This is a genomic window from Paenibacillus tyrphae (genome assembly GCF_000722545.1).
Classification (GTDB): Bacteria; Bacillota; Bacilli; order Paenibacillales; family NBRC-103111; genus Paenibacillus_G; species Paenibacillus_G tyrfis.
Genome location: NZ_JNVM01000005.1, coordinates 140,662 through 163,556, shown reverse-complemented (window position 1 = coordinate 163,556; position 22,895 = coordinate 140,662). Strand labels below are relative to the sequence as shown.

The 22,895-nt window shown below is 50.3% G+C and carries 23 protein-coding genes and 1 pseudogene; 10 read left to right on the top strand and 14 right to left on the bottom strand.

Annotation, left to right across the window (positions count from 1 at the left end; translation table 11 throughout):
* Window positions 1-97: 97 nt before the first annotated feature.
* Window positions 98-1,444 carry a TrkH family potassium uptake protein gene (locus ET33_RS06460; protein ID WP_036678458.1) on the top strand — a complete coding sequence of 449 codons (1,347 nt, stop codon included), beginning with the start codon at window positions 98-100 and terminating at the stop codon, window positions 1,442-1,444.
* Window positions 1,445-1,463: 19 nt separating this feature from the next.
* Here ET33_RS06460 and ET33_RS06455 read toward each other — a convergent pair whose 3' ends face one another.
* Together ET33_RS06455 and ET33_RS06450 are read right to left on the bottom strand one after the other, a co-directional pair.
* Entirely contained in the window at window positions 1,464-2,822 is a 1,359-nt protein-coding gene (locus ET33_RS06455; RefSeq protein WP_036678115.1) for a S41 family peptidase, read from the bottom strand.
* A 196-nt stretch (window positions 2,823-3,018) separates the two neighbouring features.
* Window positions 3,019-3,243 (bottom strand): TraX family protein, encoded by a 225-nt coding sequence (locus tag ET33_RS06450; RefSeq protein ID WP_036678112.1) that lies wholly within the window; start codon window positions 3,241-3,243, stop codon window positions 3,019-3,021.
* Between the two features lie 161 nt (window positions 3,244-3,404).
* On the opposite strand from ET33_RS06450, the gene ET33_RS06445 reads away from it, so the two are divergent.
* From ET33_RS06445 to ET33_RS06435, 3 genes are all read left to right on the top strand, one after another.
* Window positions 3,405-4,268, top strand: coding sequence for an AraC family transcriptional regulator (locus ET33_RS06445; protein ID WP_036678109.1), 864 nt, complete (start codon window positions 3,405-3,407; stop codon window positions 4,266-4,268).
* 156 nt (window positions 4,269-4,424) lie between these two features.
* Window positions 4,425-8,762 (top strand): discoidin domain-containing protein, encoded by a 4,338-nt coding sequence (locus ET33_RS06440; protein WP_036678107.1) that lies wholly within the window; start codon window positions 4,425-4,427, stop codon window positions 8,760-8,762.
* Window positions 8,763-9,498: 736 nt separating this feature from the next.
* Window positions 9,499-9,924, top strand: a complete 426-nt coding sequence (locus ET33_RS06435) for a GNAT family N-acetyltransferase (RefSeq protein WP_268808310.1) — start codon at window positions 9,499-9,501, stop codon at window positions 9,922-9,924.
* 239 nt (window positions 9,925-10,163) lie between these two features.
* Here the strand turns inward: ET33_RS06435 and ET33_RS39180 are convergent, their stop codons facing one another.
* Both ET33_RS39180 and iolB read right to left on the bottom strand, forming a co-directional pair.
* On the bottom strand, window positions 10,164-10,304 hold the full coding sequence (locus tag ET33_RS39180) for a hypothetical protein (RefSeq protein ID WP_167336421.1): 141 nt from the start codon (window positions 10,302-10,304) through the stop codon (window positions 10,164-10,166).
* Between the two features lie 86 nt (window positions 10,305-10,390).
* Window positions 10,391-10,882, bottom strand: a pseudogene (gene iolB / locus ET33_RS06430) (5-deoxy-glucuronate isomerase); the annotation flags it as partial.
* A gap of 120 nt (window positions 10,883-11,002) precedes the next feature.
* On the opposite strand from iolB, the gene ET33_RS06425 reads away from it, so the two are divergent.
* The gene (locus ET33_RS06425; protein WP_036678101.1) at window positions 11,003-11,338 is read left to right on the top strand and encodes a hypothetical protein; all 336 of its coding nucleotides are present in this window, start codon (window positions 11,003-11,005) and stop codon (window positions 11,336-11,338) included.
* 164 nt (window positions 11,339-11,502) lie between these two features.
* Here ET33_RS06425 and ET33_RS37255 read toward each other — a convergent pair whose 3' ends face one another.
* Window positions 11,503-11,709 (bottom strand): hypothetical protein, encoded by a 207-nt coding sequence (locus ET33_RS37255; RefSeq protein ID WP_161783526.1) that lies wholly within the window; start codon window positions 11,707-11,709, stop codon window positions 11,503-11,505.
* 329 nt (window positions 11,710-12,038) lie between these two features.
* Between ET33_RS37255 and ET33_RS06415 the strand changes: the two genes are divergently transcribed.
* From ET33_RS06415 to ET33_RS39645, 3 genes are all read left to right on the top strand, one after another.
* On the top strand, window positions 12,039-13,610 hold the full coding sequence (locus tag ET33_RS06415; protein ID WP_036678094.1) for an MDR family MFS transporter: 1,572 nt from the start codon (window positions 12,039-12,041) through the stop codon (window positions 13,608-13,610).
* Between the two features lie 82 nt (window positions 13,611-13,692).
* A complete protein-coding gene (locus tag ET33_RS06410; protein WP_036678091.1) occupies window positions 13,693-14,367 on the top strand; it encodes a response regulator transcription factor in 675 nt (224 codons plus the stop codon).
* Entirely contained in the window at window positions 14,364-15,743 is a 1,380-nt protein-coding gene (locus tag ET33_RS39645; protein ID WP_051775134.1) for a sensor histidine kinase, read from the top strand. Before ET33_RS06410 ends, ET33_RS39645 begins: the two co-directional genes overlap by 4 nt.
* A gap of 13 nt (window positions 15,744-15,756) precedes the next feature.
* On the opposite strand, the gene ET33_RS06400 is transcribed toward ET33_RS39645, so the two are convergent.
* From ET33_RS06400 to ET33_RS39175, 5 genes are all read right to left on the bottom strand, one after another.
* The gene (locus tag ET33_RS06400) at window positions 15,757-16,608 is read right to left on the bottom strand and encodes an alpha/beta fold hydrolase (protein ID WP_036678089.1); all 852 of its coding nucleotides are present in this window, start codon (window positions 16,606-16,608) and stop codon (window positions 15,757-15,759) included.
* Between the two features lie 19 nt (window positions 16,609-16,627).
* Entirely contained in the window at window positions 16,628-17,545 is a 918-nt protein-coding gene (locus tag ET33_RS06395) for a DUF4180 domain-containing protein (RefSeq protein ID WP_036678086.1), read from the bottom strand.
* A 179-nt stretch (window positions 17,546-17,724) separates the two neighbouring features.
* Window positions 17,725-18,039 (bottom strand): type II toxin-antitoxin system RelE/ParE family toxin, encoded by a 315-nt coding sequence (locus ET33_RS06390; protein WP_036678083.1) that lies wholly within the window; start codon window positions 18,037-18,039, stop codon window positions 17,725-17,727.
* Window positions 18,023-18,295, bottom strand: a complete 273-nt coding sequence (locus ET33_RS06385) for a type II toxin-antitoxin system Phd/YefM family antitoxin (protein WP_036678081.1) — start codon at window positions 18,293-18,295, stop codon at window positions 18,023-18,025. The genes ET33_RS06390 and ET33_RS06385 overlap by 17 nt, the downstream gene beginning before the upstream one ends.
* 118 nt (window positions 18,296-18,413) lie before the next feature.
* The gene (locus ET33_RS39175) at window positions 18,414-18,824 is read right to left on the bottom strand and encodes a hypothetical protein (protein WP_036678078.1); all 411 of its coding nucleotides are present in this window, start codon (window positions 18,822-18,824) and stop codon (window positions 18,414-18,416) included.
* A gap of 183 nt (window positions 18,825-19,007) precedes the next feature.
* Here ET33_RS39175 and ET33_RS06375 point away from each other — a divergent pair, with 183 nt between their 5' ends.
* On the top strand, window positions 19,008-19,223 hold the full coding sequence (locus ET33_RS06375; protein ID WP_036678076.1) for a helix-turn-helix domain-containing protein: 216 nt from the start codon (window positions 19,008-19,010) through the stop codon (window positions 19,221-19,223).
* Window positions 19,224-19,292: 69 nt separating this feature from the next.
* Here ET33_RS06375 and ET33_RS06370 read toward each other — a convergent pair whose 3' ends face one another.
* A complete protein-coding gene (locus ET33_RS06370) occupies window positions 19,293-19,598 on the bottom strand; it encodes a hypothetical protein (protein ID WP_235206649.1) in 306 nt (101 codons plus the stop codon).
* Between the two features lie 75 nt (window positions 19,599-19,673).
* The gene (locus tag ET33_RS40570; RefSeq protein WP_081890219.1) at window positions 19,674-19,886 is read right to left on the bottom strand and encodes a helix-turn-helix domain-containing protein; all 213 of its coding nucleotides are present in this window, start codon (window positions 19,884-19,886) and stop codon (window positions 19,674-19,676) included.
* 406 nt (window positions 19,887-20,292) lie between these two features.
* Between ET33_RS40570 and ET33_RS06365 the strand changes: the two genes are divergently transcribed.
* Window positions 20,293-21,294 (top strand): hypothetical protein, encoded by a 1,002-nt coding sequence (locus tag ET33_RS06365; protein ID WP_036678072.1) that lies wholly within the window; start codon window positions 20,293-20,295, stop codon window positions 21,292-21,294.
* A 111-nt stretch (window positions 21,295-21,405) separates the two neighbouring features.
* Here ET33_RS06365 and ET33_RS06360 read toward each other — a convergent pair whose 3' ends face one another.
* A complete protein-coding gene (locus ET33_RS06360) occupies window positions 21,406-21,828 on the bottom strand; it encodes a hypothetical protein (protein WP_036678070.1) in 423 nt (140 codons plus the stop codon).
* Window positions 21,829-21,907: 79 nt separating this feature from the next.
* A complete protein-coding gene (locus tag ET33_RS06355; RefSeq protein ID WP_235206648.1) occupies window positions 21,908-22,873 on the bottom strand; it encodes an amidase family protein in 966 nt (321 codons plus the stop codon).
* Between the last annotated feature and the right edge of the window lie 22 nt (window positions 22,874-22,895).

Here is a 22,895-nt window from a genome sequence, read left to right as displayed (position 1 = left end):
ATGTTCCCCTTGCGCATAGTGAAATCCGCATCATCCCGTGCTATGATATGGGAAGCCATGACAACAACCGTGGGAATACGACCTTGAGGTGAATCCGGTGCGCACTCCGGCCAAATCCAAATTTATCAAAATAACCCCGCCGCGCGTATTGGCGGGGGGCTTTGCTCTCATTATTATCATCGGCTCTCTTCTGCTAACCCTGCCGGCCGCATCTGCGGACGGGCAGTCCATGAAGTATATCGACGCTTTGTTTACGGCAACGTCGGCCACCTGCGTCACCGGGCTGATTATTGTCGATACCGGCGTTCATTTTTCATTGTTCGGGCAGATCGTTATGCTGCTGATGGTGCAGTTGGGCGGTCTCGGCTTCATGACGATGGCCACTTGGTTCACGCTGGCGTTGAAGCGCCGGGTCTCGCTGCGGGACCGTCTTTTATTGAAGGAATCGATGAACCACGCCAACATTGACGGCATCGTCCGACTGATCATCCGGGTATTCCTGTATTCGATAACGATCGAAGGGATCGCGGCGCTCTATTTCATGCTGCGCTGGTCGCAGGAGATGCCGCTCGGGAGGGCCGCCTATTTCGGCCTCTTCCATTCCGTGTCGATCTTCAACAACGCGGGCTTCGAATTGTTCGGCGGATTCCGCAGCTTAACGCCCTACGTCAACGATCTCGGCATCAATCTCGTTTCCATGATGCTCATCTTTTTCGGCGGAATCGGGTTTGTCGTCATCTCGGAGCTGATCGAATTTCCCAAGACCCGCAAGCTGTCCTTGCACAGCAAGGTCGTCTTGTCGACGAACGGCATTCTGGTGCTGACGGGCGCCGTGCTCATTCTGATCTTCGAATTCACCAATGCGAAGACGCTGGGCAGCATGCCTTGGGACACGAAACTCGTCGCCTCCTTCTTCCAGTCGATGACTTTGCGTTCCGCCGGCGTCAACACGCTTGACATCGCCGAGCTTCGGACCGCGACGCAGTTTCTGATGATCGTCATGATGTTCATCGGCGCGGCTCCCGGCTCCACCGGAGGGGGCATCCGGCTCACGACGTTCGCCATCCTGGTCGGGGCTTTCGTTGCGATGCTGCGCGGCAAGGAAGATGTTGTGCTGTTCCGCCATCGTCTGCCCGCGAAGGACATCTACAAAGCCGTCACGTTCACGCTGACCGCCGTATTGTTCCTCGCCTTCGCGACGATGCTGCTGTCCACCTTCCAGGACCAAGATTTTCTGAAAATCTTGTTCGAGACGACCTCGGCCTTCGGTACGGTGGGCCTCAGCATGGGGTTGACCGCCGACTTGACGTTTGCCGGCAAAATTTTGCTGATCTGCGTCATGTTTATCGGCAGGGTGGGACTGGTAACGCTGGCGTTCGCCTTGCAGCCGAATCCGAAAAAAGAGCTGTACCGATACCCGGAAGGGAAAATCATTATCGGATGAAGACAGGCAGCGCCTTCCGCTACGATTTCAGCAGTTCGACGGCTCTCGCCAGCACCGGGTCGTTCCCGGCTTGAATATCTTCCTTGCGGATCAGCACTTCTTCATCCGGCTTCAATCCGATCCGCTCGTAGACTTTGCCGTCGGCAGCCATATATTGTTCGGCGCTGAGAAAGAGGATCCACTCGTTCGGCAAAATGTTCATCATGGCATCGGAATGAATGCCTCTCGTCGTTTCGCCGATCACGGTCACCCGGTCGATCTCTCTCAAGGACATCGTTGCGATCTCCGCGGCGCTGGCGGTGACCTGGCTGGTCATGACGACGATCTTGTCGGCCGGGATGCTCTCCCCCTGCGGCTTGATATAAATCGGCGTCGGCGCGAAAAATTGCTCATAGCCGCCGCTCCGCGCATGCTTCGAGAACGCCAGCTGCTTCTTGTCGGCAAACCGGTTCGCAACAGCCAGAGCGAAGGCGTCCGTCCCGCCGCCGTTAAAGCGCAAATCGATGACGATCCCGCGATTCCCGGCAAGATCCTTGGCTGCATCCGCCAGAGCCCTATCGATCTCCTTCATGTCGAACTCACCAAACCCGTTCAGGGCAATATAACCGATGCCATCTTCCGTTTTTCCGTATTGAATCCGTTCATTCAACCGGCTCTGCAGCGGCCCCCGAAGGTAGTCGAGGATGTTCTTCCGCATTGGCTTTGCGTTGTCGGCATAAAGCTTCTCCCGCTCTCCTTTCTCCCGCGAAAGCGTGCTTGTTAAGCCGGAAAAAATCATCGTGTGTCCGTCGTTCAGCTTTCCGATCATTTCTTTAAACAGGAGACGAAGCTCCTCCTCGGACGTCTGTTTCGTGACTTTAGGCCGGTATTCGTCGTACACCTGCTTCCAATCTACTTGTGCGATCCCGAACAAACTGAATCGTTCGTCGAAAATTTGCCAGAACGTTTCGAAGTTTTGGACCGGGTCTTTCGTAAACGCGTTGACTTTTACTTTGGGCAGCTCGGCGATTTTCTTATACCGTTTCACGTCCCCGGTCTCTTCCGTCAAAGTCCCGTTCTGAAACTGACCCATCGGCGCCGTTTTCCAGAGCATGATATTCAGCAGCGGGTTGCCGTGAAGCTTATCGATATAAATGATCCCGTCCTTATCGATTCGCCCGTAGCCAAAGGGGAGCAGGCTATCCTTCGTGTAGTTATAAACGATGACATCCTTGCCGTCCATTTCAAGAATGTAATTGTACCCTTCCGATTGCCAGAGCTCGCGCTTCGACGCATCGATGTGCGGAGGAGCTCCCGCATGGATCTGTAAATAGACAAGCGCACCTCCAACGCATAGAACGACAAGGATGCTGACCGAAACCGCCACTTTTTTCCACATGGTTTGTCCTCCTTTTTTTTCGATTTCCAATCTGCTTGGAATCGTTAGCCGGTTCGGACCTAAGCGCAGCGCTCCACCAGCTAAAGTCCATATTATTCCATTTTATGATAAATATACCTGTTTGGCGACCGATCCCCATAACAAAAAAACTCCCAGGATCGAATCATCCGATTCTCTGGGAGAAGGAATTGCCAAGCTATCGGTATAACGTGACGATCGGCTCGATCATCGCAAGGACGGCCAGATGAGCAGACGCTTCATTGTAGCTTTTCAAATCTCTCGTATGCCTGTACCTCATTACGATGCCATAGGCATAGATCGGAAAGGCGATTCGGCCGATTACTCTCCATATCGCCTGATCTTCAAAGAAAACGGCGCCGATGTGATCCGTCAGCATCGTGATCACGGCGATAAGCTGCATAGAATCCTCCGTTCGTGCTCATTTTATATCAAAGTACACCGCGCTGTTGGAAACCGCAAGATTTTGTTAAGATTAAACGTACAGGCAACCTGTCTGCGGAAAGCACGCAATGACAGGATCGATCGGTTATTCGGTGTTACGATAAGGTACGAAGGAGGCGAATGCAGTTGGATTGGCTGATCCGGATGAAAGAAGCGCTTGATCTTATGGAAAAGCGGTTGGACGGAAGGCTGGATATCGAGGAAATTGCCAAAGCCGCTTACGTGTCCCCGTTCCATTTTCAACGCATGTTTCACATGTTGACCGGAATGACCGTGGCCGAGTATATGCGGAAGCGCAAATTGACCTTGGCCGCGCAAGAGCTGGCCACGACTTCCGCCAAGGTGTTGGACGTCGCGCTGAAATACGGCTACGACTCTCCGGAGTCGTTCTCCAAAGCGTTCCGCAAAATCCACGGCATATCGCCGTCGGAGGCCCGCAATCCGGGCGTCAGCCTTAAAGCGTTTCCCCGCATCTCCTTCCATCTATCACTGAAGGGAGACAAAGATATGGATTACCGCATTGCGGAAAAAGAGGCTTTTACGGTTGTCGGCAAGTCCATTGAAGTAACGTGTCAGAACGGAGAACAATCGCAACACATCCATAAACTGTGGCAGGAATGTCATCGTGACGGTACGATAACCAAGCTTGCTTCCCTGGGAGCGGACGAGAATTTGCTGGGCGTCGTCGAGATGCAGCCGGACAACGAGACCATGACTTATACGATTGCAGGCATAGCCGGCCCCGAAGCCGCAACGGAAGGATTCTCCGTAAAAACAATCCCTGCTTCCACCTGGGCGATCTTCACCTCGGTCGGACCGCTCCCCGGAGCGATCCAGAACGTATTTGGCCGCATTTTTCAAGAATGGTTTCCGGCAACGGGCTATGAAATTTCCGGAGCGCCGGAGCTGGAAATCTATCCGCCGGGCGATACGACGGCAGAGGACTACCGGTGCGAGGCTTGGGTACCGATTGTGAAGAAGTAATTATCGAAGAGCTTGCCAAGTGGCGGGCTCTCTTTTTTTTGTTAAAAAGTAATCAAATGTATATGGAAAGTAATAAGTTGTCTATTTGAATGGAAAAACCGGCCTTTTAATATAAAAGAAGAGGTGCTTTTTCCAAAAACGCACAAGGAGGAGAACATGAAAAGGAAAACGCTTTCTAGTTTGTTGTCACTGGTGCTTCTCTCCACGCTTTTCCCCGCTGGCCTGCCGCATGCAGCCGCTGAAGCGGGGCGGACAGGCGACGTTTCTCCGACGCTTCCCGTTACCCGGTCTGTTTATGAAACCGTTTATGGTGGCAGGGCCATGCCCGCGAATGTTGTCAGTACCCCAGTCGGCGTTAATTTGGCGGTACATCAAGCGGTGTACGCTTCGGGGAACGAAGTGGACTGGCTTGGGCCGGCCAATGCCGTTGACGGCAACGGCAGCACGCGATGGTCGTCCGCCCTGCAAGACGATCAGTGGTTCTATGTGGACCTCGGCGAGGAGTTCACCATAAACCGGGTGACCATAAAATGGCAGACCCCCGCCAGCAAGTACAAGCTGTTGGTTTCCAACGATGCGCAGCATTGGACGAACGTGCTCGGCCATGACGGCGAAATTGCATGCAGAGGCGGGACGGAATCGACCGATTTTGACGATGTGAAAGCAAGGTACGTGAAATTTCAAGGCGTGCAGCGGGCTCCGGTGGACGGCGTCTTTTACGGGTATTCCTTCTTCGAATTCGAGGTGTACAACGCCGGCGAACTGCCCAAAATCGTGAAGGGGATTACCCAAATCCCGCCTATTGCCAAGGGACAGACGGAGATCGTTCTGCCTCACGTACCTGAAGGCTACAAGGTTTCCGTATACGGCAGCGACAGACTGCCCGTGATCGATCAAGCGGGGAAAATCCACACGCCTCTTGTGGACACGAAAGTGAATCTCCTGTTTCAAGTCGAACATACGGACACCGGTCAGAAGGCAATCACCGGAAACGTGCTTGCTGCGGTACCGGGGCAGTATACGCAAACGGACGATTTGAACAAGGAGCCGAAGGTCATCCCGTCGCTGCGCGAATGGCATGGCCGGACTGGAAATTTTACCCTTACGCCAACCTCGCGAATCGTGGTCAATCCGGCCCATAAGACGGCTTTACAAAAAGCCGCGGAGCAAACGAAGGAAGATCTGCGGGATATTGCCGACGTCAACGCGAACATCATTTACGGCGCCCCACGGGCGGGCGACCTTTATTTGTCCATCGACGATTCCTTAGCTTGGCTCGGAAAAGAAGGCTACCTCTTCGACGTTAATGATTATGTCGCGATTACATCGGCCGATGTGACGGGCGTCTTTTTCGGGACGAGATCGGCGCTGCAAATTTTGAAGCAGGATGAAGCTCATGCCCAGATCCCCAAAGGGACGGCAAGGGATTATCCGAAATACGAAACGCGTGGGCTCATGATCGACGTTGCCAGAAAGTTTTATACGATTGAATTTTTGAGGGATTATGTAAAGCTGTTATCCTGGTACAAGATGAACCAATTTCAAATTCATTTAAACGACGATGTGGGGACGCCGTTCCAAGACGGCACGACTGCGGCATATCGTCTGCAGAGTACGAAGTACCCCGGGCTTGCAAGCAAAAACGGCTTTTACACCAAAGAGGAGTTTCGCGATCTTCAACGGCTCGGCATGGACTACGGCGTGAATGTCATCCCGGAGATTGATACGCCGGGGCATTCCAGAGCTTTTACCAGCTTCGATCCTTCTCTGGGAACCGGACCTCATCTTGACATTACGAAGCCGAAAACGGTCGATTTCGTCAAAAGTCTGTTCGACGAATATATCGATGGCGACAACCCGACTTTTATCGGTCCTGACGTCCATGTCGGGACGGACGAATATTGGGGCAATACCGAGGTTTTTCGCGGGTATATGGATACGCTCGTCAAGCATATCAACGGCAAAGGCAAGCATCCCCATATTTGGGGCGGCATGAGGGAGTACAACGGGGTCACCCCGGTAAGCACCGAGGCCACGATGGATGTGTGGCACGTGCCTTACGGAGATGCCCGGCAAGCGATCGATCTTGGATACGATATCCTGAACACGGAGAACAGCTATATGTATCTCGTGCCAAGATTGTACAAAGACCGGATCGACCCCAAATATATGTATAAAATGTGGGAACCGAACGTATTTAGCGATACGACGCTGCCCTATGGCCATCCGAAGCTGAAAGGCGCCATGCTGGGGCTGTGGAACGACATTTCGGATTCCGTCGGATTATCGATGGACGATTCCCATGATCGTCTGTTCCCCGGCGTGCAGGTGCTGTCCGAAAAAATGTGGACGGGAAGACGGGAAGACGGCGACTACAACGCTTATGCAGCCGCAGCGGAACGGATCGGCGAAGCGCCGAACGCCAACATCTCCCATAAGCTGCAAGTCCCGAATAAAGACGGCAACGTCATCAAGTATTCGTTCGAAAACGGCTTCGCCGACGCTTCCGGCAACGGCTACAACGGCAGCGGCAAAAATGTAGCGGCAGCGGACGGCAAATACGGCAAAGGCGTACGGTTCGGCGGAGGCGAAAGCTACATCAAGACGCCGCTGCAAGCGTTAGGATTCGGCTGGACCGTTTCCATGTGGATCAAGCCCGATGCCGACAACCCGGACGATGCGGTGCTGCTGGAATCGCCTGTCGGCCAAGTGAAGCTCAAGGAAGGAAAGACCGGATTGTTAGGCTTTTCCAAAGAACACTATCACAGCACGTTCCAATACAAAGTTCCAGCTGGACAATGGACGCACTTGCTGCTGACTGGGGACAACAAAGGCGTATCCCTCTATGTCAATGGCAACGAGTATGTGGAAAAATTATGGGTAACGAACGGCGCGTCGCCTCGGATCGATACCTTGGTGCTGCCGCTTGAGAAAATCGGAAGCTCCGCCAATTCCTTTAAAGGCGTCATCGACAATCTGATCGTTTACAATAAAGCAGTCAGCTTCGACGGGATGAACTTGGCGTTAAACAAGCATGCGGAAGCATCGACCAGTGAGGCTCCTCATTTGTCGCCGGATCAAGCTGTCGACGGAAATACGGGCACGAGATGGTCGAGTTCTTTTGCAGACGATAACTGGTTCAGCGTAGATCTCGGCGAACAACAGGATATCGACAGCGTCGTGATCAAATGGGAAGGTGCTTACGCCAAGAAGTACAAAATACTCGTTTCCGGCGACGGCCAGCAGTGGCAAAATGTAAAAGCAGGCGATGCGGTGATCGACGGCAAAGGCGGAGTCGAAACGATCAAGTTTGACACCGCCGTCAAGGCCAGATATGTCAAGCTTCAAGGCATCGAAAGAGCCACGATATACGGCTATTCCATTCTTGAATTCGAAGTGTACGGACCGGGGGTGTTGAACAGCTATTTGGAGCTGGTGAAGCAAGCGGAAGGCTTGCTGGCCTTGGGCAAAGGAGACAACGGGCTGAGAAGCCAACTGCAGGGGATGCTCAACCATTTCCCGTACGACTATGAAAGCTCGATCAGCCCGCTTCAGGAGCTGATTGCGCGGTTGAAGGAATCGATCGAATGGGAAAACGATAAAACGCCGCCGGTGACAACGGCTAACGTTTCGCCTTCCCGCCCGGACGGGCAGCATGGATGGTATGTCCATCTGGTAACCGTCACCTTGTCCGCGCAAGACGAACAGTCCGACATCGCCAGAACGGAATACAGCCTGGTCGGAGGTAAAGGCTGGCAACCGTACTCGGAACCGATCCAGCTCAGCACAGACGGAACGTACGGGCTACGGTACCGCTCCGCAGACAAAGCCGGCAATGTGGAAGAAGCGAGGCTCCTCCTCCTCAAAGTCGATACAACGGCTCCGACCCTGGCTGCAACGGCGAACGGCTCCCCCTTGACGGACGGGACCGAATTTACAGACAGCGAGACGCTTGCGCTGGACGTGCAGGCCACCGATCCTGTGTCGGGGATTGCCGGGAAAACGATCACCGTGGACGGGAAGCCGTATGCACCCGGCACGCCACTGCGTTTGGCGGGCCAATTGGGAGCCCACACGGTCCAAATCACAGCGACGGATCGGGCGGGCAACGTATCGCAGGCGGCGATTTCGATTGTCGTTAAGACTAACATCGCTTCTATGCAGCGGCTGCTGGAATCTTATCATGCTGCCGGAGAGTTAAGCGGACCACTCAAGAATAAGCTCTCCGCGAGCTTGAAGACCGCCCAGAAGCATGAAAATAAAGGCAAGCTGAAACAAGCCGCCAAAGCGATGAACGATTTTAAGAAGAAAATCAGCAAAACGAGTGGGAAAGATGTTATTTCCGAAGCGGCAAAAGCGGCACTGATCGCCGATGCCAACGCGTTAATCCAAGCGTGGACCGGGAACTCCTACGATCTGGAGTCAACGGACAGCACCGACGATCAGCTCGAAGTCGGCGACGATTCACCGGATAGCGAGGACGTGGCAGCGTAAGAAAAGCATCAGGGCGTCGAGAATGTGTTTTTCTCGCTACTAAGCGCCTTCAAAATTAAAATTTCCTGCAGACCCGGAGGCCCCGCAAGAAAAAAATAACTCCTGAACCCTAGAGCTCAGGAGTTATTTTCGTCTATTCGCCTACACCAACGTCTACATAAGCTGTCGCAGGCTGTTGATTCGGCGATGGTGTTGGAGTCGCCACAATCCCTAATGCCAGAAGAAAAGCTAACGAAAAAAATACATTTCTCATTCGTTTTTCACTCCCAGTAACTGTTTTTATCGCTCAACATTCATATTTTTTTGGTTCGCTGCTTGGATCGCAGACAGCATAACCGGGAGGGTACGATGGGGGTACTCCTCCAAATATTCACTAAAGCGGATAGTACATCTATATTCCCCGTTTCAAGTTCTAGTAAAAGCATATTGGCTTTGCAATAGCCCGAAATTTATCGACCTCCTTTTTCCCGTCATTGTTCGAAGAAAATAAAGTTGTAGACTGGCCGCTGTTGTGGTTAACATTCAACTATCGTAATCCGTTAACATAATGGTCTATGATCTTTGTTTTACGTTTCTCATTACAAATTGGTCTAATAAAAGATTTTTGTATTGGTTATATATCATATACCAATAAGCCAATATAATTTATTTATACTAACCTTTGTTACTCTTATTATGATTGAAAGGATGATCTAAAATCGCAGGAATATCGAATAAACAAATCTCGATTGACATTGTGCCACTGAGAGTAGAAGACCGTAACCGCTGGAACATCTTGGCTCGAGGTTATAAAACCTTTTACGAGACTGAACTCCCCGACTCAACATATGATGAGGTGTGGCACCGATTGCTGAACGCCGATGGTATATATGGTTTTGGCGCGCACCTACAAGGAAATTTGGTAGGTATAGCTCACTACCTATTCCATCGCGCTATCTGGATGGAAGATGCCTGCTACCTGCAAGATCTATTCGTCGACGAAGCTGCCCGGGGGCATGGGGTAGCTCGCGCGCTCATAGAGCGGGTCGCGAAATCGGCGCGCGAACATAACGCTTCTCGATTCTACTGGCAAACTCGTCAAGACAATACCACAGCTCGTTTGCTCTATGACAAGGTCGCCAATCACAAGGGGTTCATTCGCTATGATTATCCGCTAGAGTGAAATATACCTCTACTTTGTAAGCTCAGATAAGGTTGTTCCTAAATATTACTTCCAGTTAGCTTAATGGCGTCCATGAGTCTAGTACTTTATTTTCCAGTCTAAAGCTATATTTTCTAATTACAGTTATCTCTTGAACCATCCGAGAGTTGCGTCGCATCGAATTTGCGAAAAAATCTCATCTTTTTTGAAAAAACAAAAGAGCCCCTGACCACTGGCCGGGAATCTTTTGTTTCTGGTATTTAGCCACCAACACCATGATCGTCAAGGGCAGATAACTGTGGTATAGGTGGATTCTGAGGCGTTACGGGTGGTTGTTGTACTAAATTAATTCCGCTCAACAAAACAAGCCCCATCACCAATGAAAAAATTACCTTCTTCATAAATCAACAGCTCCTTCAAAGATGTTTTGGTATTCCATTCTTTGTGTCGAGGAAGCATGGTCAATATACTTCCAGAACAATGAGACGTAATACGTTTCTTCCAGATACGATTCGTTCGGCAAATTGTCCTGATCATGCTTATGCGGCGGGTAGCTGGACCAATGCCCGTTCGGCGTAAATACCTCAACCACCAGCAAGCTGTCCGCAGGCGACTGCTCCGGCAAAATGTTATGGATGCGCCGCTCGATATTCCCATAGCCTCTCGTTTCCACTCCGATCTGATCGGGAGCGATCAGTCTCGCCGGATGACTTCCGTAGCCCGGCGCCGCACATACGGCCAGCTCCAGCTCCGTCGTCGCCGTCACTTCGAAGAAGTCGCCGTTCGGGACATAGACGCTGTACGGAGAGATTTGTTCAAAGACGTTCATGCGCTGCCCGATGTTGTCCAGCTTAAGCTCGGAGGTCGCCACATTCGCCTTGCCCGACAGCAGCACCAGGCATACCTCTTGATCGCCCGTTTCCTTCTTCATGCGCTGTCCCGGACTCAGCCGGTACACTTCGAACCCGACATACGTCCAGCACAAATGAGTAAGCGCTTTATTAATTTTAAAATAACGGATTCCCCCTCGATTTTCAATCCTTTTGTGCACGTCTTATTGTGATCTGAACATCCCCACTTGATGAAGGAGCGACCTGTTATGACGACGAATGAACCCGCTCAATTCGAAATGTTCCGCGATCCGTTCAAAATGCTGATCGTGCTGCTGAACCTTGTCGCCGAGCAGCAAGGCATGGAACTGGACTATGAGAAGGTGCCTTCGTTTGAGAACGAGACGTTTTTGATCCGCCATGCGAATGACGGCGACATCTCCGACGAGCGTATCCCTAATTTTATTTACAAAAAGGACGGGACCGAAATTACCTGGTATCAATATTTAGGCCGGGATATTTACTGCAGCAAAGACTTGTCCCGCGAGGAGTACAACAAGATGTTCGTCGACTGCATGGCTTCGTTATATCAATTGAATGGGTAATTTTATGGACCGGCGGCTGGCGCTCTGATATCACGTGCGTCAGCCTGTTTGTTTTTCGGGGTATGCCAGCAATCTCATCATGAAGCAGCACTCCTTTATATGATGCGTAAGCAAAAATATCCCCGCCACCCTTAGCAGCGGAGAAGAAAATTAAAAACGTATCTCTATATCACTGAAACATTAAAAGCACCGACCGCACCGGCCGCAGCGGAACCCACAACGGAAACCACCGCAGCGGAAACCACCGCAACCAAAGCAGCGGAAACAGCCACCGCAGCCGCAACCACCGCAGCGGAAACCACCGCAACCACCGCAACCAAAGCAGCCGAAACCGAAACCGAAACAGGTGAAGAAGCATAGACGAGCTTCACTAGGTTGGCCTTGAAAGTGAAGTGGCACCTGCGGGCCTGCTTGAAAATCAGAAACGCTCAATCCCTGAAGCTCTCGTTTGAAATCGTCCATTTTTTAGCCTCCATTTTATAAACCTCAATAGATCATGCTTTAATTTATGAATTAGAATCCGCTCTTGTTACGATTGGCAAGCTTCTTTTTTTCAAAAAGCGAAAAACCATCAATCCCGATACGCCTTTTCCTCTCCCCTGCCCGTGGATTTCATCCTTTACACTCCGTTTATTTTCGATTTATAAATCTCCCTTATGCTAAGCAGCATCGACAAACCGAAGCTAAAGGAGAAATCACCATGACGAACGAAAAAACGAATGTGACTTTGGTCATCGTCGGCCTGCTGCTTGGCATGCTGATCAGCGCTCTCGACCAGACAATTATGGCGACGGCGATGCCTACCGTAGTGCAAGAATTGGGCGGACTGTCTTTGTACAGCTGGATTTTCTCGATCTATATGCTGACATCAACCGTCAGCATGCCCATTTACGGCAAGCTTGCCGACTTGTATGGCCGAAAAAAGCTCTACATTGCTGGGATGACGCTGTTCATGCTCGGCTCGGTGCTTTGCAGCTTATCGGGGGGCATGATGGAATTGATCGTTTTCCGCGGCTTGCAAGGGCTCGGCGCCGGGGCGCTGATGCCGCTTGCCGTGACGATCATCGGCGATCTTGTCCCGCTGGAGAAGCGGGGCAGAATGCAGGGAATGTTCGCCGGCGTCATGACGCTGGCAAGCGTCATCGGCCCTGCCATCGGCGGAATGTTCGTGGAATTTTTGAGCTGGCAGTGGGTGTTTTATATTAACCTCCCCATCGGCCTTGCCGCGATCCTCATTCTCATCCCGGCGCTGAAGGAAACTAAAAATCAGGGCAAGGCGTCCATTGATTGGTTCGGCGCGCTAGCGATGTGCGGGTCGGTCGTCGCAATCCTACTTGCTCTCGTCTTGGGCGGAGGGGAATCCGGCCTTGGCTCCGGGCAGCACAATTCCTGGAGCTCGCCGCAGGTAGTAGGCCTATTTCTGCTCGGGGCTGTGCTGCTCGCTTTGTTCCTGTGGATCGAAACGAAGGCAAAAGAACCGATCATTCCTTTGCCACTGTTCCGCAACCGCATCATTTCCGTCACCTCTGTCGTCGCTTTTCTGATGAGTGCCGGCATGTTCGGCGCGGTGACCTATATTCCGCTCTACGTCCAGGGCGTCATCGGGGTAAGCCCTTTACTCGCCGGCTACATTTTGACTCCGTTGATGCTGGCGGTCGCCGCTGCCGTGACGCTCGGCGGACGTCTAATGCATCGATTCGCTTACCGCACGTTCAACGTCCTCGGCATGGTATTAATGGGACTCGGCTTCAGCCTGTTCGCCACGATGGATGCGGACACCACAAAGCTGCAGGTCATTATCTATATGATTGTCGCCGGGTTCGGGATCGGTTTGATCATCCCGACGCTCAACACTTCGGTCATCGGTGCGATCGGCAGAGAACGGCGCGGTACCGCCACGTCGCTGGTGCAGTTTTTCCGGTCGATCGGCGGAACGATCGGGGTCAGCGTCTTGGGTGTCCTGATGACCGGCCGGATGACTTCCGGCATGTCGGGATTGGGCGAACGTTTCGCTTCCCTCCCTGCGGATCAACTCGACAAGTTCGCCGATCCGCAGGCGCTGCTTGATCCGGCAGTCCGCACGCTGCTTCCGGCCGATCTGCTCGCCGAACTGCAGAACGTGTTCACCCATGCGGTCGATGGCGTATTCCTTGCAGGAACGGTCATCGCCGCCATCGGGCTCGTTGCCGCGCTCATGATGGGTAACGCGAGAATGATCCAACCGGCCAGTCCCCCTGCGGCCTCGACAGCAGCCGACGCGAAACAAACGTAAGCTCGCTTGAACGAAACCGTGCAGCCCGCCGCCGCGTCTGCTGTATAATAGAGGCAAGATACGAAAAGGAGGCCGCGGCTCAATGGCAAAAATTCTCGTTGTGGACGACGATCCGCATATCCGCAGGCTGATCAAGATGATCATGCGGGGCGAAGGCTTCGAGGTGCTCGAAGCCGCCGACGGCGCCAAAGCGATGCGAACGCTCGAAGCGGCAAAAGCAGACTTGGTCATTCTGGACATCATGATGCCGGGGATGGACGGCTGGGAGCTGTGCCGCGAGCTGCGGGAGCATTACGACCTTCCCCTGCTCATGCTTACCGCTCTGGGCGATACAGAGCAAAAAGTGAAGGGCTTCGACCTCGGCACCGACGACTACCTCGTGAAACCATTCGAGTCCCGCGAGCTCGTCGCACGGGTAAAAGCGCTGCTCAAGCGGTACCGGATCGCTGCTTCCCAAATCGTGCAGGTCGGACGGGTGCAGTTGAACCAAAAAGCGTATGAGGTGACAGAGGACGGCATCGGGCAGACCTTGCCGCTCAAGGAGTTCGAGCTGCTGTTCAGGCTGGCGAGCTATCCGGGGCAGACGTTCTCGCGGGAGCAGCTCATCGAGCTCATCTGGGGCTGCAATTTCGAAGGCAACGAACGGACGGTCGACGTGCATGTGAACCGGCTGCGGGATCGTTTTCCCCCGGAGCGCTGCGGCTTCCGCATCCGTACGCTCCGCGGGCTCGGCTACCGGCTAGAGGTGTTGCCATGATGCTCTGGCCGAAAGCGTGGCGGGTCGCCGCATTCGCGCTCTCCATCGTATTTTTCTGGAGCATCGGCTTTGCGGTCGCATCGGGGCTGGAGAGTAGCTATGCCAAGCGGCATACCTTGGAGCGAATGCTCGAAAGTGGCGCAGCGACCATAGCGCTTATGGCGAAGGACCCAGCCCGGGCAGACGATGTGCTGCGCCAGCTCGCTCTGCTTCTTCCGGCGCGCGTCGTTCTGGTGGAGGCGGACGGACGGCATATCGCCTATGGCGAGCAGGCTGAGCCGTTCTCCGGGGAGATTGGCCGGGAGGCCGCATCGAAGGTGTTCAACGGCGGTACGCTCCGTTCGTTCGAACGTTTGAGCGTGCTCGGTCCCGGTGAAGCGACGACGGGGCAGCTGTATTCCGCGAACGGCAGGGAGGCGGCTTTGTTTATCCGCACCGAGACGCCGTCGCTGCTCCTTCATTACGGCTGGCAGCTCTTCGCGCTGCTCGTCGGCGGTCTGCTGCAAGTGGCGGCTTTGCTCGCCTTCATCCGCCTCGGACGGACGTCGCGCCGGGAATTTTTCCACCTCATGGTCGGTACTCTGAACCGGATGGCTAAAGGGGATTTCAATATAAAGCTGGACGCGGATCCGAAACGGATCGGCCCGTACGAGCCGCTGGCGTCCGGCATTAACCGGATGGCCGGCGAGCTCGGTCAGATAGAGCGGATGCGGCAGGAGTTTATCGCCAACGTCTCTCACGAAATCCAGTCGCCGCTGACGTCGATCAGCGGTTTCTCGCGTGAGCTTCAGAACGATAACGTCAGCAAGGAAGAGCGGATAGAAATACTAGGGATTATCGAGACGGAAAGCAGGCGGCTATCCAAGCTGAGCGATAACTTGCTCAAGCTGACGTCGCTCGAATCCGACCATCATCCGTTCGAACCGAAGCGCTACCGGCTGGACAATCAGCTGCGGAAGATCGTTCTCGCCTGCGAGCCGCAATGGGTCGCGAAAAATCTGGAGATGGACGTCGAATTGGATTACGTCACCGTAACGGCCGACGAAGACACCATGAGCCAAGTGTGGCTCAACCTGCTGAACAACGACATCAAGTTTACCCCGGAAGGCGGCGTGATTGCCATTCGGCTGCAGCAGTTGGATGGACACGCCGTAGTTACCGTCCGGGACAACGGCTGCGGTATCGCGGAGGAGGATCTCCCTTTCGTCTTCGACCGGTTTTTCAAAGCCGACAAATCGCGCAGCCGCTTGAGCGGCGGCAGCGGACTCGGATTATCCATCGTCAAAAAGATCGTCGATATGCATCAAGGCACGATAACTGTGCACAGCGAACCCGGCAAAGGCGCGACCTTCACCGTCTCGCTGCCGCTCTCCTAGAGCCGATGCCGGATTAAAGCTTATCCGATTTCAAAAAAGGAATGATTTGAGCGGCAAGATGGGTGAGGGTATGCCCGGCGTCGGGAAGAATGTTAATTTGGGCATGTGGTAGCAAGCTGCCCAGACGCTTGGCCGTCTTGGCGGAATGAAGCATGATATCCTTTGCGCCCACGAACAAAACGACAGGCATCGTTAGCCGCTTTAATTCGTCGTCGGCGAACAAAGGAATCTGCTCGCGGCGGTAATTAAAGCTTTTACCGATCAGCTTCTGATACTTTAGCATGGCTTCCGGAATCGCACGGTTTCCATTGACTTTAACATACAATTTATCCTTTCCCCGCTCCCCGAGCAGCATATGAAAGGCAGCGGTAAAAAGGAAAGATACTTTCTGCGGACCGATGCCGGAAGGACATAGCAGCGCAAGCTTATCCACTTTGTCCGGAAAGCTTACGCTGAATTTAACCGCCAGCCATGCCCCCAAGGAGATGCCAATCAGGCTCGCTTGGCGAATATCCAAGGCCTGAAAAACATCGTACAGCCAATCGGCATAAGCGCTGCCCTTTAACGGCAGTTGGCGCTCGTCGCTTCTCCCCGGATCGCCCGGGATATCTACGGCATATACCCGGAAACTGCGGGAATACTCCCGCGCCTCCCCGAGCCACATAGCCGAATTCATCCCGGTGCCGTGAAGCAACAGCAGGGGCGGGGCGGTCTTTTCGCCGCTGGCTATCACAAACGTATCTCCATAGCGAGTGGGAACGTACCATGTTTCATGCGGCGACGCCCACTGCTTGAGCAGTGAATCGTACATGCCGTGGACCTCGTCTTTCCCTTCTGCGGATTTAAACGCAACGTTAACTTTCATTGGACTGCACCTCATTTCGTTACAAGTCTAGAAGCCACGCTTCCGCTTCCCCGACGCTGCCGAATACTCTGAAATCATTTCCTTTGTTGGCTTCGGCCAGCAGCTCTTTAAATCTCCCCTTCACAACCTGTTCGTTCGTTATGATAAGGGCTGCTTTTACGCGATAGTTTATGAATTTTTGCAGCATTTCTCCTGCCAGACCCGTTCTAAGATTGAAGAAATCGTCGGAGAGGGCTTCCGCGTGAAGCACTAATTGATTGGTGTCATGTTCAAAGCATGCCGCAATAAGATCCAACGCATCTTGTCCTGTGCGCAGCGGCGTTTCGGCAGATGCGCATTCCACGTATTTTTTCATACCTCTTTCAACGACTTGGACTTTCATTTGATTTGCCTCCTTCTCTATGGGAATACGCAATTCACTGCGCAGCTTTTGAATCCATTCCCATTCGCGCTTGTAGAAATCGATTAAATTGTCGTAGATCATATCCCATAAGTAGATTTCCCTGGTAGTTCTACCGGGAGAAAACGGGCCTCTGAGCTTTTGCTCCTGCTGCAATAAAATCTGCGTCCGGACTTCCTCTTCATATTTTGTGAGCAGGGCGTTCAATTCGTCTGTGTTCAGTTGATCCGCCCAAGCAAGCTGAATCAGAAACGACTTCTTCAAATCCGGTGGTTCGGGCGTGGAAAGCACCCAATCCTTCAGCTCGGCCACCCCTTCTTCCGTGATCGTATAAATCTTCTTCGAGGGCGAGCTTTCCTGATGCTGAACTTCGCAGGTCACAAAGCCTTCGTCCAGCAGTTGCACCAGCGATTTGTAAATCTGATTGTTGTTGGCCGACCAGTACATGAAGGGGGATTCTTGGATGATTTTTTTCAAATCGTAGCCCGTGACAGACTTCCAGCTTAATATCCCCAGAATGGCGTGCGTTATAGACATGACAGTTACTCCTTGATCAGTATCATATGTTAACAGTAACATATGATACTTGATATTGCAACATTCGGTGTGGAATGAATCTGCCTCTCCGGTATCAAGCAAAACAAAAAAAGCCCATCATTTCAGAGGGCTTCCGGAACATATCTGTATTCGTTTGTTGTCTACGACAATCCGTTTCCTTAAAAAAGTTCTCGCAAATAGTCTCTTCGGCCATGCAGAATCCGGTGGATGATGACTTCGTTATTTATGATTCTGTAGAAAACCAGATATGGCGAAACGACAATAAAACGATACCCGCGCTGTATTAACGTATAGTCATCCTCTGACAATACAGACCCCATATGGGAAAAATCAGCAAGGCCCCCGATTTCGCGGTTCAACTTCTCCAGCATCTTTTCAGCGTTCTGCCAGTTATCTTGGGTTATATACGAGAAAATTTCATCCAGATCATCTACCGCTGCCGGTGTATATCTCACTCTACTCTTTGGAGGCATTCACTTTCCTCCGCAGGTTTGCCATGACTTGATCATGATCCAGTAGTTCAGCACCTTCGGCAACTTGCTTCTCGGCAACCAGAAGCTTGGTCTGCAATTTGATACGGGCCTCCATACGGCGGAAAGCTTCATGGCTCATCACCACCAAATCGGCTTCTCCATTGCGTGTCAGCACAACGGGTTCGTCAATCTCATGGCAAAATTTCGAAAACCCGTTGTAATCCTGACGGATGCTCGTAGACGGCTTTATATGCATCGTTTCACGCCCTTTCCCATACCATTAATCTGACTATATTGTATCATTATTATTATATCCAAGTCATCCTGTTTTAGTGGGTGGTGTGCTCTCCGACTGACAACTTAACGATAAAGACTCACTCGAAAACAACCCTTGTCGTATGATCATCGGCGTTGGCGTTAACGATATCCATCAATCCGATCCCCGCAGCCTGCATTAAAATATGAGCGGCTTTGTCCAGCCCCATTGCCTCATGAAAATATCTTCTCGCTTGATCGGTATCGTCTAGAGCTTCGCACATCCTTCGCATGGTATGAAGCCGTCGATGCTCTTCATAAACTTCAATGCAAGCCTTGATGATGATTTTCTTTTGTTCCGTATCCTTGCGAAGTATCGAATGTAAAGCTACCGCCACGTGCTTAAAGCCGTCACTAACCCCGCTGGCATACATTTTTTCATTCTCGTCTTCCCAAGCCTTCCCCTCTGCTTCCCAAACCATATGGATATCTTGAAAATCTTTCAGCAGTTTTCTCAGTGCTTTACTCATCGTTCCCTCCTTAGCAGTTAAGCTTCACTTGCTGGATTAAATAAATTGCATGCTAGTCATTTTGATCAACTTGTTGGTTATAATGTATAACAAAATTATCATCAAGTCAATTATAATAATCAACTTTTTGATCATTTTCATTAACTTTGATATCATTAAGTTGACAGAGGGAGGGAGAAAGTTTTGATCATCAATAAATTAAGCGAAATCATGGGGCGTAAACGTCTGAAGATATCCGACGTAGTGGATGGTACGGGTCTTGCCCGTAATACGGTTACGGAGCTTTATCACGGCCGCGCAAAAAGAATTGACCTTGAGACATTAGACAAGCTCTGCTCATATTTGGATGTTAGTGTCGGCGAGATATTTGAGCATGAGGGCGAAAAAAAGAGTCCTTGACGCGGATTTAAGCGGGCAGGGACTCTTACTCGTACAAACATACGATCAACAGCTTATACTTCTTCTGGTCTAGCATGGGAAATTTCCGTCGTCATCGGCCCGCTCGCTTTCACACAACTCAAAAGCAACATATTTCCGAAGTACCGTATGTAAAGCGATTGCTGCATACTTGAAGCCATGACTCATTCCGTCTGCGTACATTTTTCCACTTTCATCCTCTCGCATTTTTGACTCGGTACTCCAGTAAGTTTGAAGATCGTGTAAATCTTCGAGCAACCGGTTTAGTTCATCAACCATAGCATCCTCCCAATGATTAAGGCCTGCCAGCCAATTTGGTAAGCTGGTGCGGTATTTTGACGATACTTCCCCAATCAAAACAGCATACTCTCACGAATAAGAACATTTTGTTCTCATTTTATGCGCGGGAATGCGGAAAAATCCGCAGCCTGCTCAATGTTCAATCCATTCGTAAAGATCTTCCATTTTGCAACCCAACAACTTGGATGCGGTATACAAATCTTCTGGAAGCATAACGCGTGTATCGTTGCAAAAGTGGGAAATAACTCGTTTGGATCGACCGGAACGGCGGGAATACTCGGCTTGGGACAATCCCAATTTTTCCAACCAGTCCGGGAGCAAGCATCTCCCTCGGGAGTATGCCACTGAAACCCGGGTCTCCTTCCATCAAAAATGAACGCTACTAAAATTATAGCATCAAAATGAGAGCTAATGCCGAGCAAGTTGTAGAGTTTAGACTTTAAATTTTTTAAATCTATACTTCATGGTTCTGCTTTGAGCGAATGCCTCGCTTAGGTTACATCCTCTCTGCGCGATAGAGGCGGGGCTGAAATAAAGTTGTTTAGACTAACGTCCCTGTTCAATCGAAAAACGGCAGCTGGATCAATTAGGTCGGTTGCCGTTCCTGTATTTATTGAGCTAGTATATTTCCCTCTTTGTGTCCAATATAGAACCGTCCCCATTTTTGTATTCATGGAATATATTTGCAACAGTTAGTATAATGAGTTGAATTCCGATGTAATCTTTATTATGTAAAGGGGCATAGTCATACATGAAAATGGTTTTATTGAGAATATTGCTTTTAGTTACAATTTCGATGGGGCTATATTCGACTTCTGCAAAAGCACAGGATACGTCGATAAGTGTCCAATTACCAAATTATAAGATTTCGGTCAGCGGTGTAACTATCGATAATGAAAACAGCCTGTACCCCTTCCTCAACTATAATAATGTCACATACCTTCCGTTAACTTGGCATTATAAGCAGTCCCTTTGCATTGATACAAACTGGAATAATAAATCAGAATACATGTTAAGACGAGACTGTGAATATCCGAAATCATTAGTTCAGGATTTAGCCGGTCAAAACAACATGGGTTCACGTTACGAAGTCACTATTCCCGCTATTTCGGTCAGAGTAAACGAAAAAGTTATTGATAATACAAAAGAAGAATACCCATTGTTTGTTTTTCGGGATATTACCTATATGCCTGTTAATTATCAATATGCGATTGAATCGTTGCAGTTGGAAGTAGTATGGGATGAGAACAGGGGTCTAGGCATCGGGCAGACGGAAAATATTAAGCTTCCTGGTAATGAGAATAATAATATAACAGGAAAAATCAAAGGGAAGGTCACTTGGCAGCCTAAGACTTCGGATATTCGCCAATCGGATGAAGGCAGCAAGGTTTTTATAATTCCGGTTAACTTTAACAAAAAGAGTCTAAACAGTAGTGAAGCATTCCATTTCGCAATCTCAGGCGAGGTGCCAAAGGATAGCGGACTGTTTGTGACTGATGTAAATAAAGATGGTGAATATGAAGCTGAGATACCGCCTGGGGAATATGTTATGGTTATCTCTTCCAACCATGCGAATCGTAAATTTAATACACCCATTGATGAAAGGGCTACACAATTGCTTGAACCACTGGTCCCTGATTATGTATTCTTTTGTACTTCCTACCTAGACATGAACTTGCATGATGTTAAAGTGCTAGAAGTTCAGGACAATCAAACTTCGGAAAGAAATGTCCACTTTGTCAGTGTTAAATAAAGTCTGGTGAATAAAGTAGACTAACTCCAAAATGGAAGCAGCGGCAGCCCAGATTGAAAATAAAGTCTAGACTGCCGCTGTTTTATTGCTAACGCAACACAATCTCCTACATTAAACAATTGTTGCACAGTAGCCCGTTTTTTTACCTTTTTCAATTGCCTGGATATACCCATCAAAGTAATATGGTATCTCATCTTCTTTTCCATTTTGAATTCTGCTTCTAACTTTTTCGAATGCCAATATTGAAATTGAAAATTCCGGTTCACCGGTAACTAAAACAGGTTGTTCTCTTTCTTGTATCCAGTAATACTTTCCGCCATAATTCCTTCTTGCAACTTCGAAAATATAACATCCAGCCATAGAAGAGACAGAATCCAAAATATCATCATCTAATTCAAAGTCACCTAATTCTCCAAGAATATCGTCTACGTTTCGTAGGCTATCTACACTAAAATCAAAATTTCCTTTATCCGAAAAGTTCTTTGTGAAGTTTTCCGCCGTTAAAATAATATCTTGTTCTAAACTACTTTGCATAAGTCTCACCCTGCTTTACGTTCATTTGTTAGTTAATATTCGTCTTGTTAAGCCTAATGGTGTCATCGGGAAACAGTAATTACATCAATTCGTCCAGTTCTGACGGACGACGGAAAAATGTTGCCTGCTCAAAACTATAGGCAATGCTGATAAGTGTAGGCTCGCTGAAAGCCCTCCCGGAAAAGACAACGCCAAATGGCCCCTGCGTCGAATCACCATCCGCATCAATTGTTCCTTTTGCTGAATAACCGGCGGGTACCGTAATAAGAGGATATCCTAACCGGGCAGCAATGTACATACCATCAATGTCACCGGGTAACATTAATGCATCTAAGCCGTGTTGATCGAGTGCATAGTCAATCCCTTGCGTTACAGCCGGATGGTTATATTCTAGACGTTTAAGCTGATAGGTTGCCTCGTTTAGCGCATTTTGCTCCGAGCGAATCAGATTGTCTTGGCCAAACTTCAATGCGGAAGCAGCATGTTTCTGATTATAAGCAATCAGTTCTTGAAGAGAATGCACGGGCATATCCGAGTTCAACTTCGATAAATAACGGTTCAGGCCTGTTTTGAATTCGTAGCAGATAACATCATTGTTCCATGGATGCTGTTCCAAATAGAGATCCACAGGATCGATAACTGTAGCACCTTGCTCACGCAGAACATCAATGGCGGATTCCATGATGGAAAGTCTTTCTTTATCCAACGACCGATAATAATGCCTAGGGATCCCAATACGAGCTTTACGCAGAAAGTCTCGGTCGAGATAAGTTGTATAGTCATGAAAAGTACGATACGGGCTAGTCCATGTTGCCTTATCGTTTTCATCAATCCCGACGATTGCCCCGAGTAGAATCGCTGCATCAGTGACTGTCTTGGAAATTGGTCCCGGTGTATCCTGACTTATGGAGATCGGAAGACCATCGGCGGTCCCTTCTCTCTTGGATTCCATCCTTGTTCGATGGCTTGAGAAATAATCGTCGCGACTTCTTTTGGCGTTACAATCTTCAAGTTCAAGCCGTCCACATATGGAAACTCCACCCAATAATCATTAATATCCGATTTGA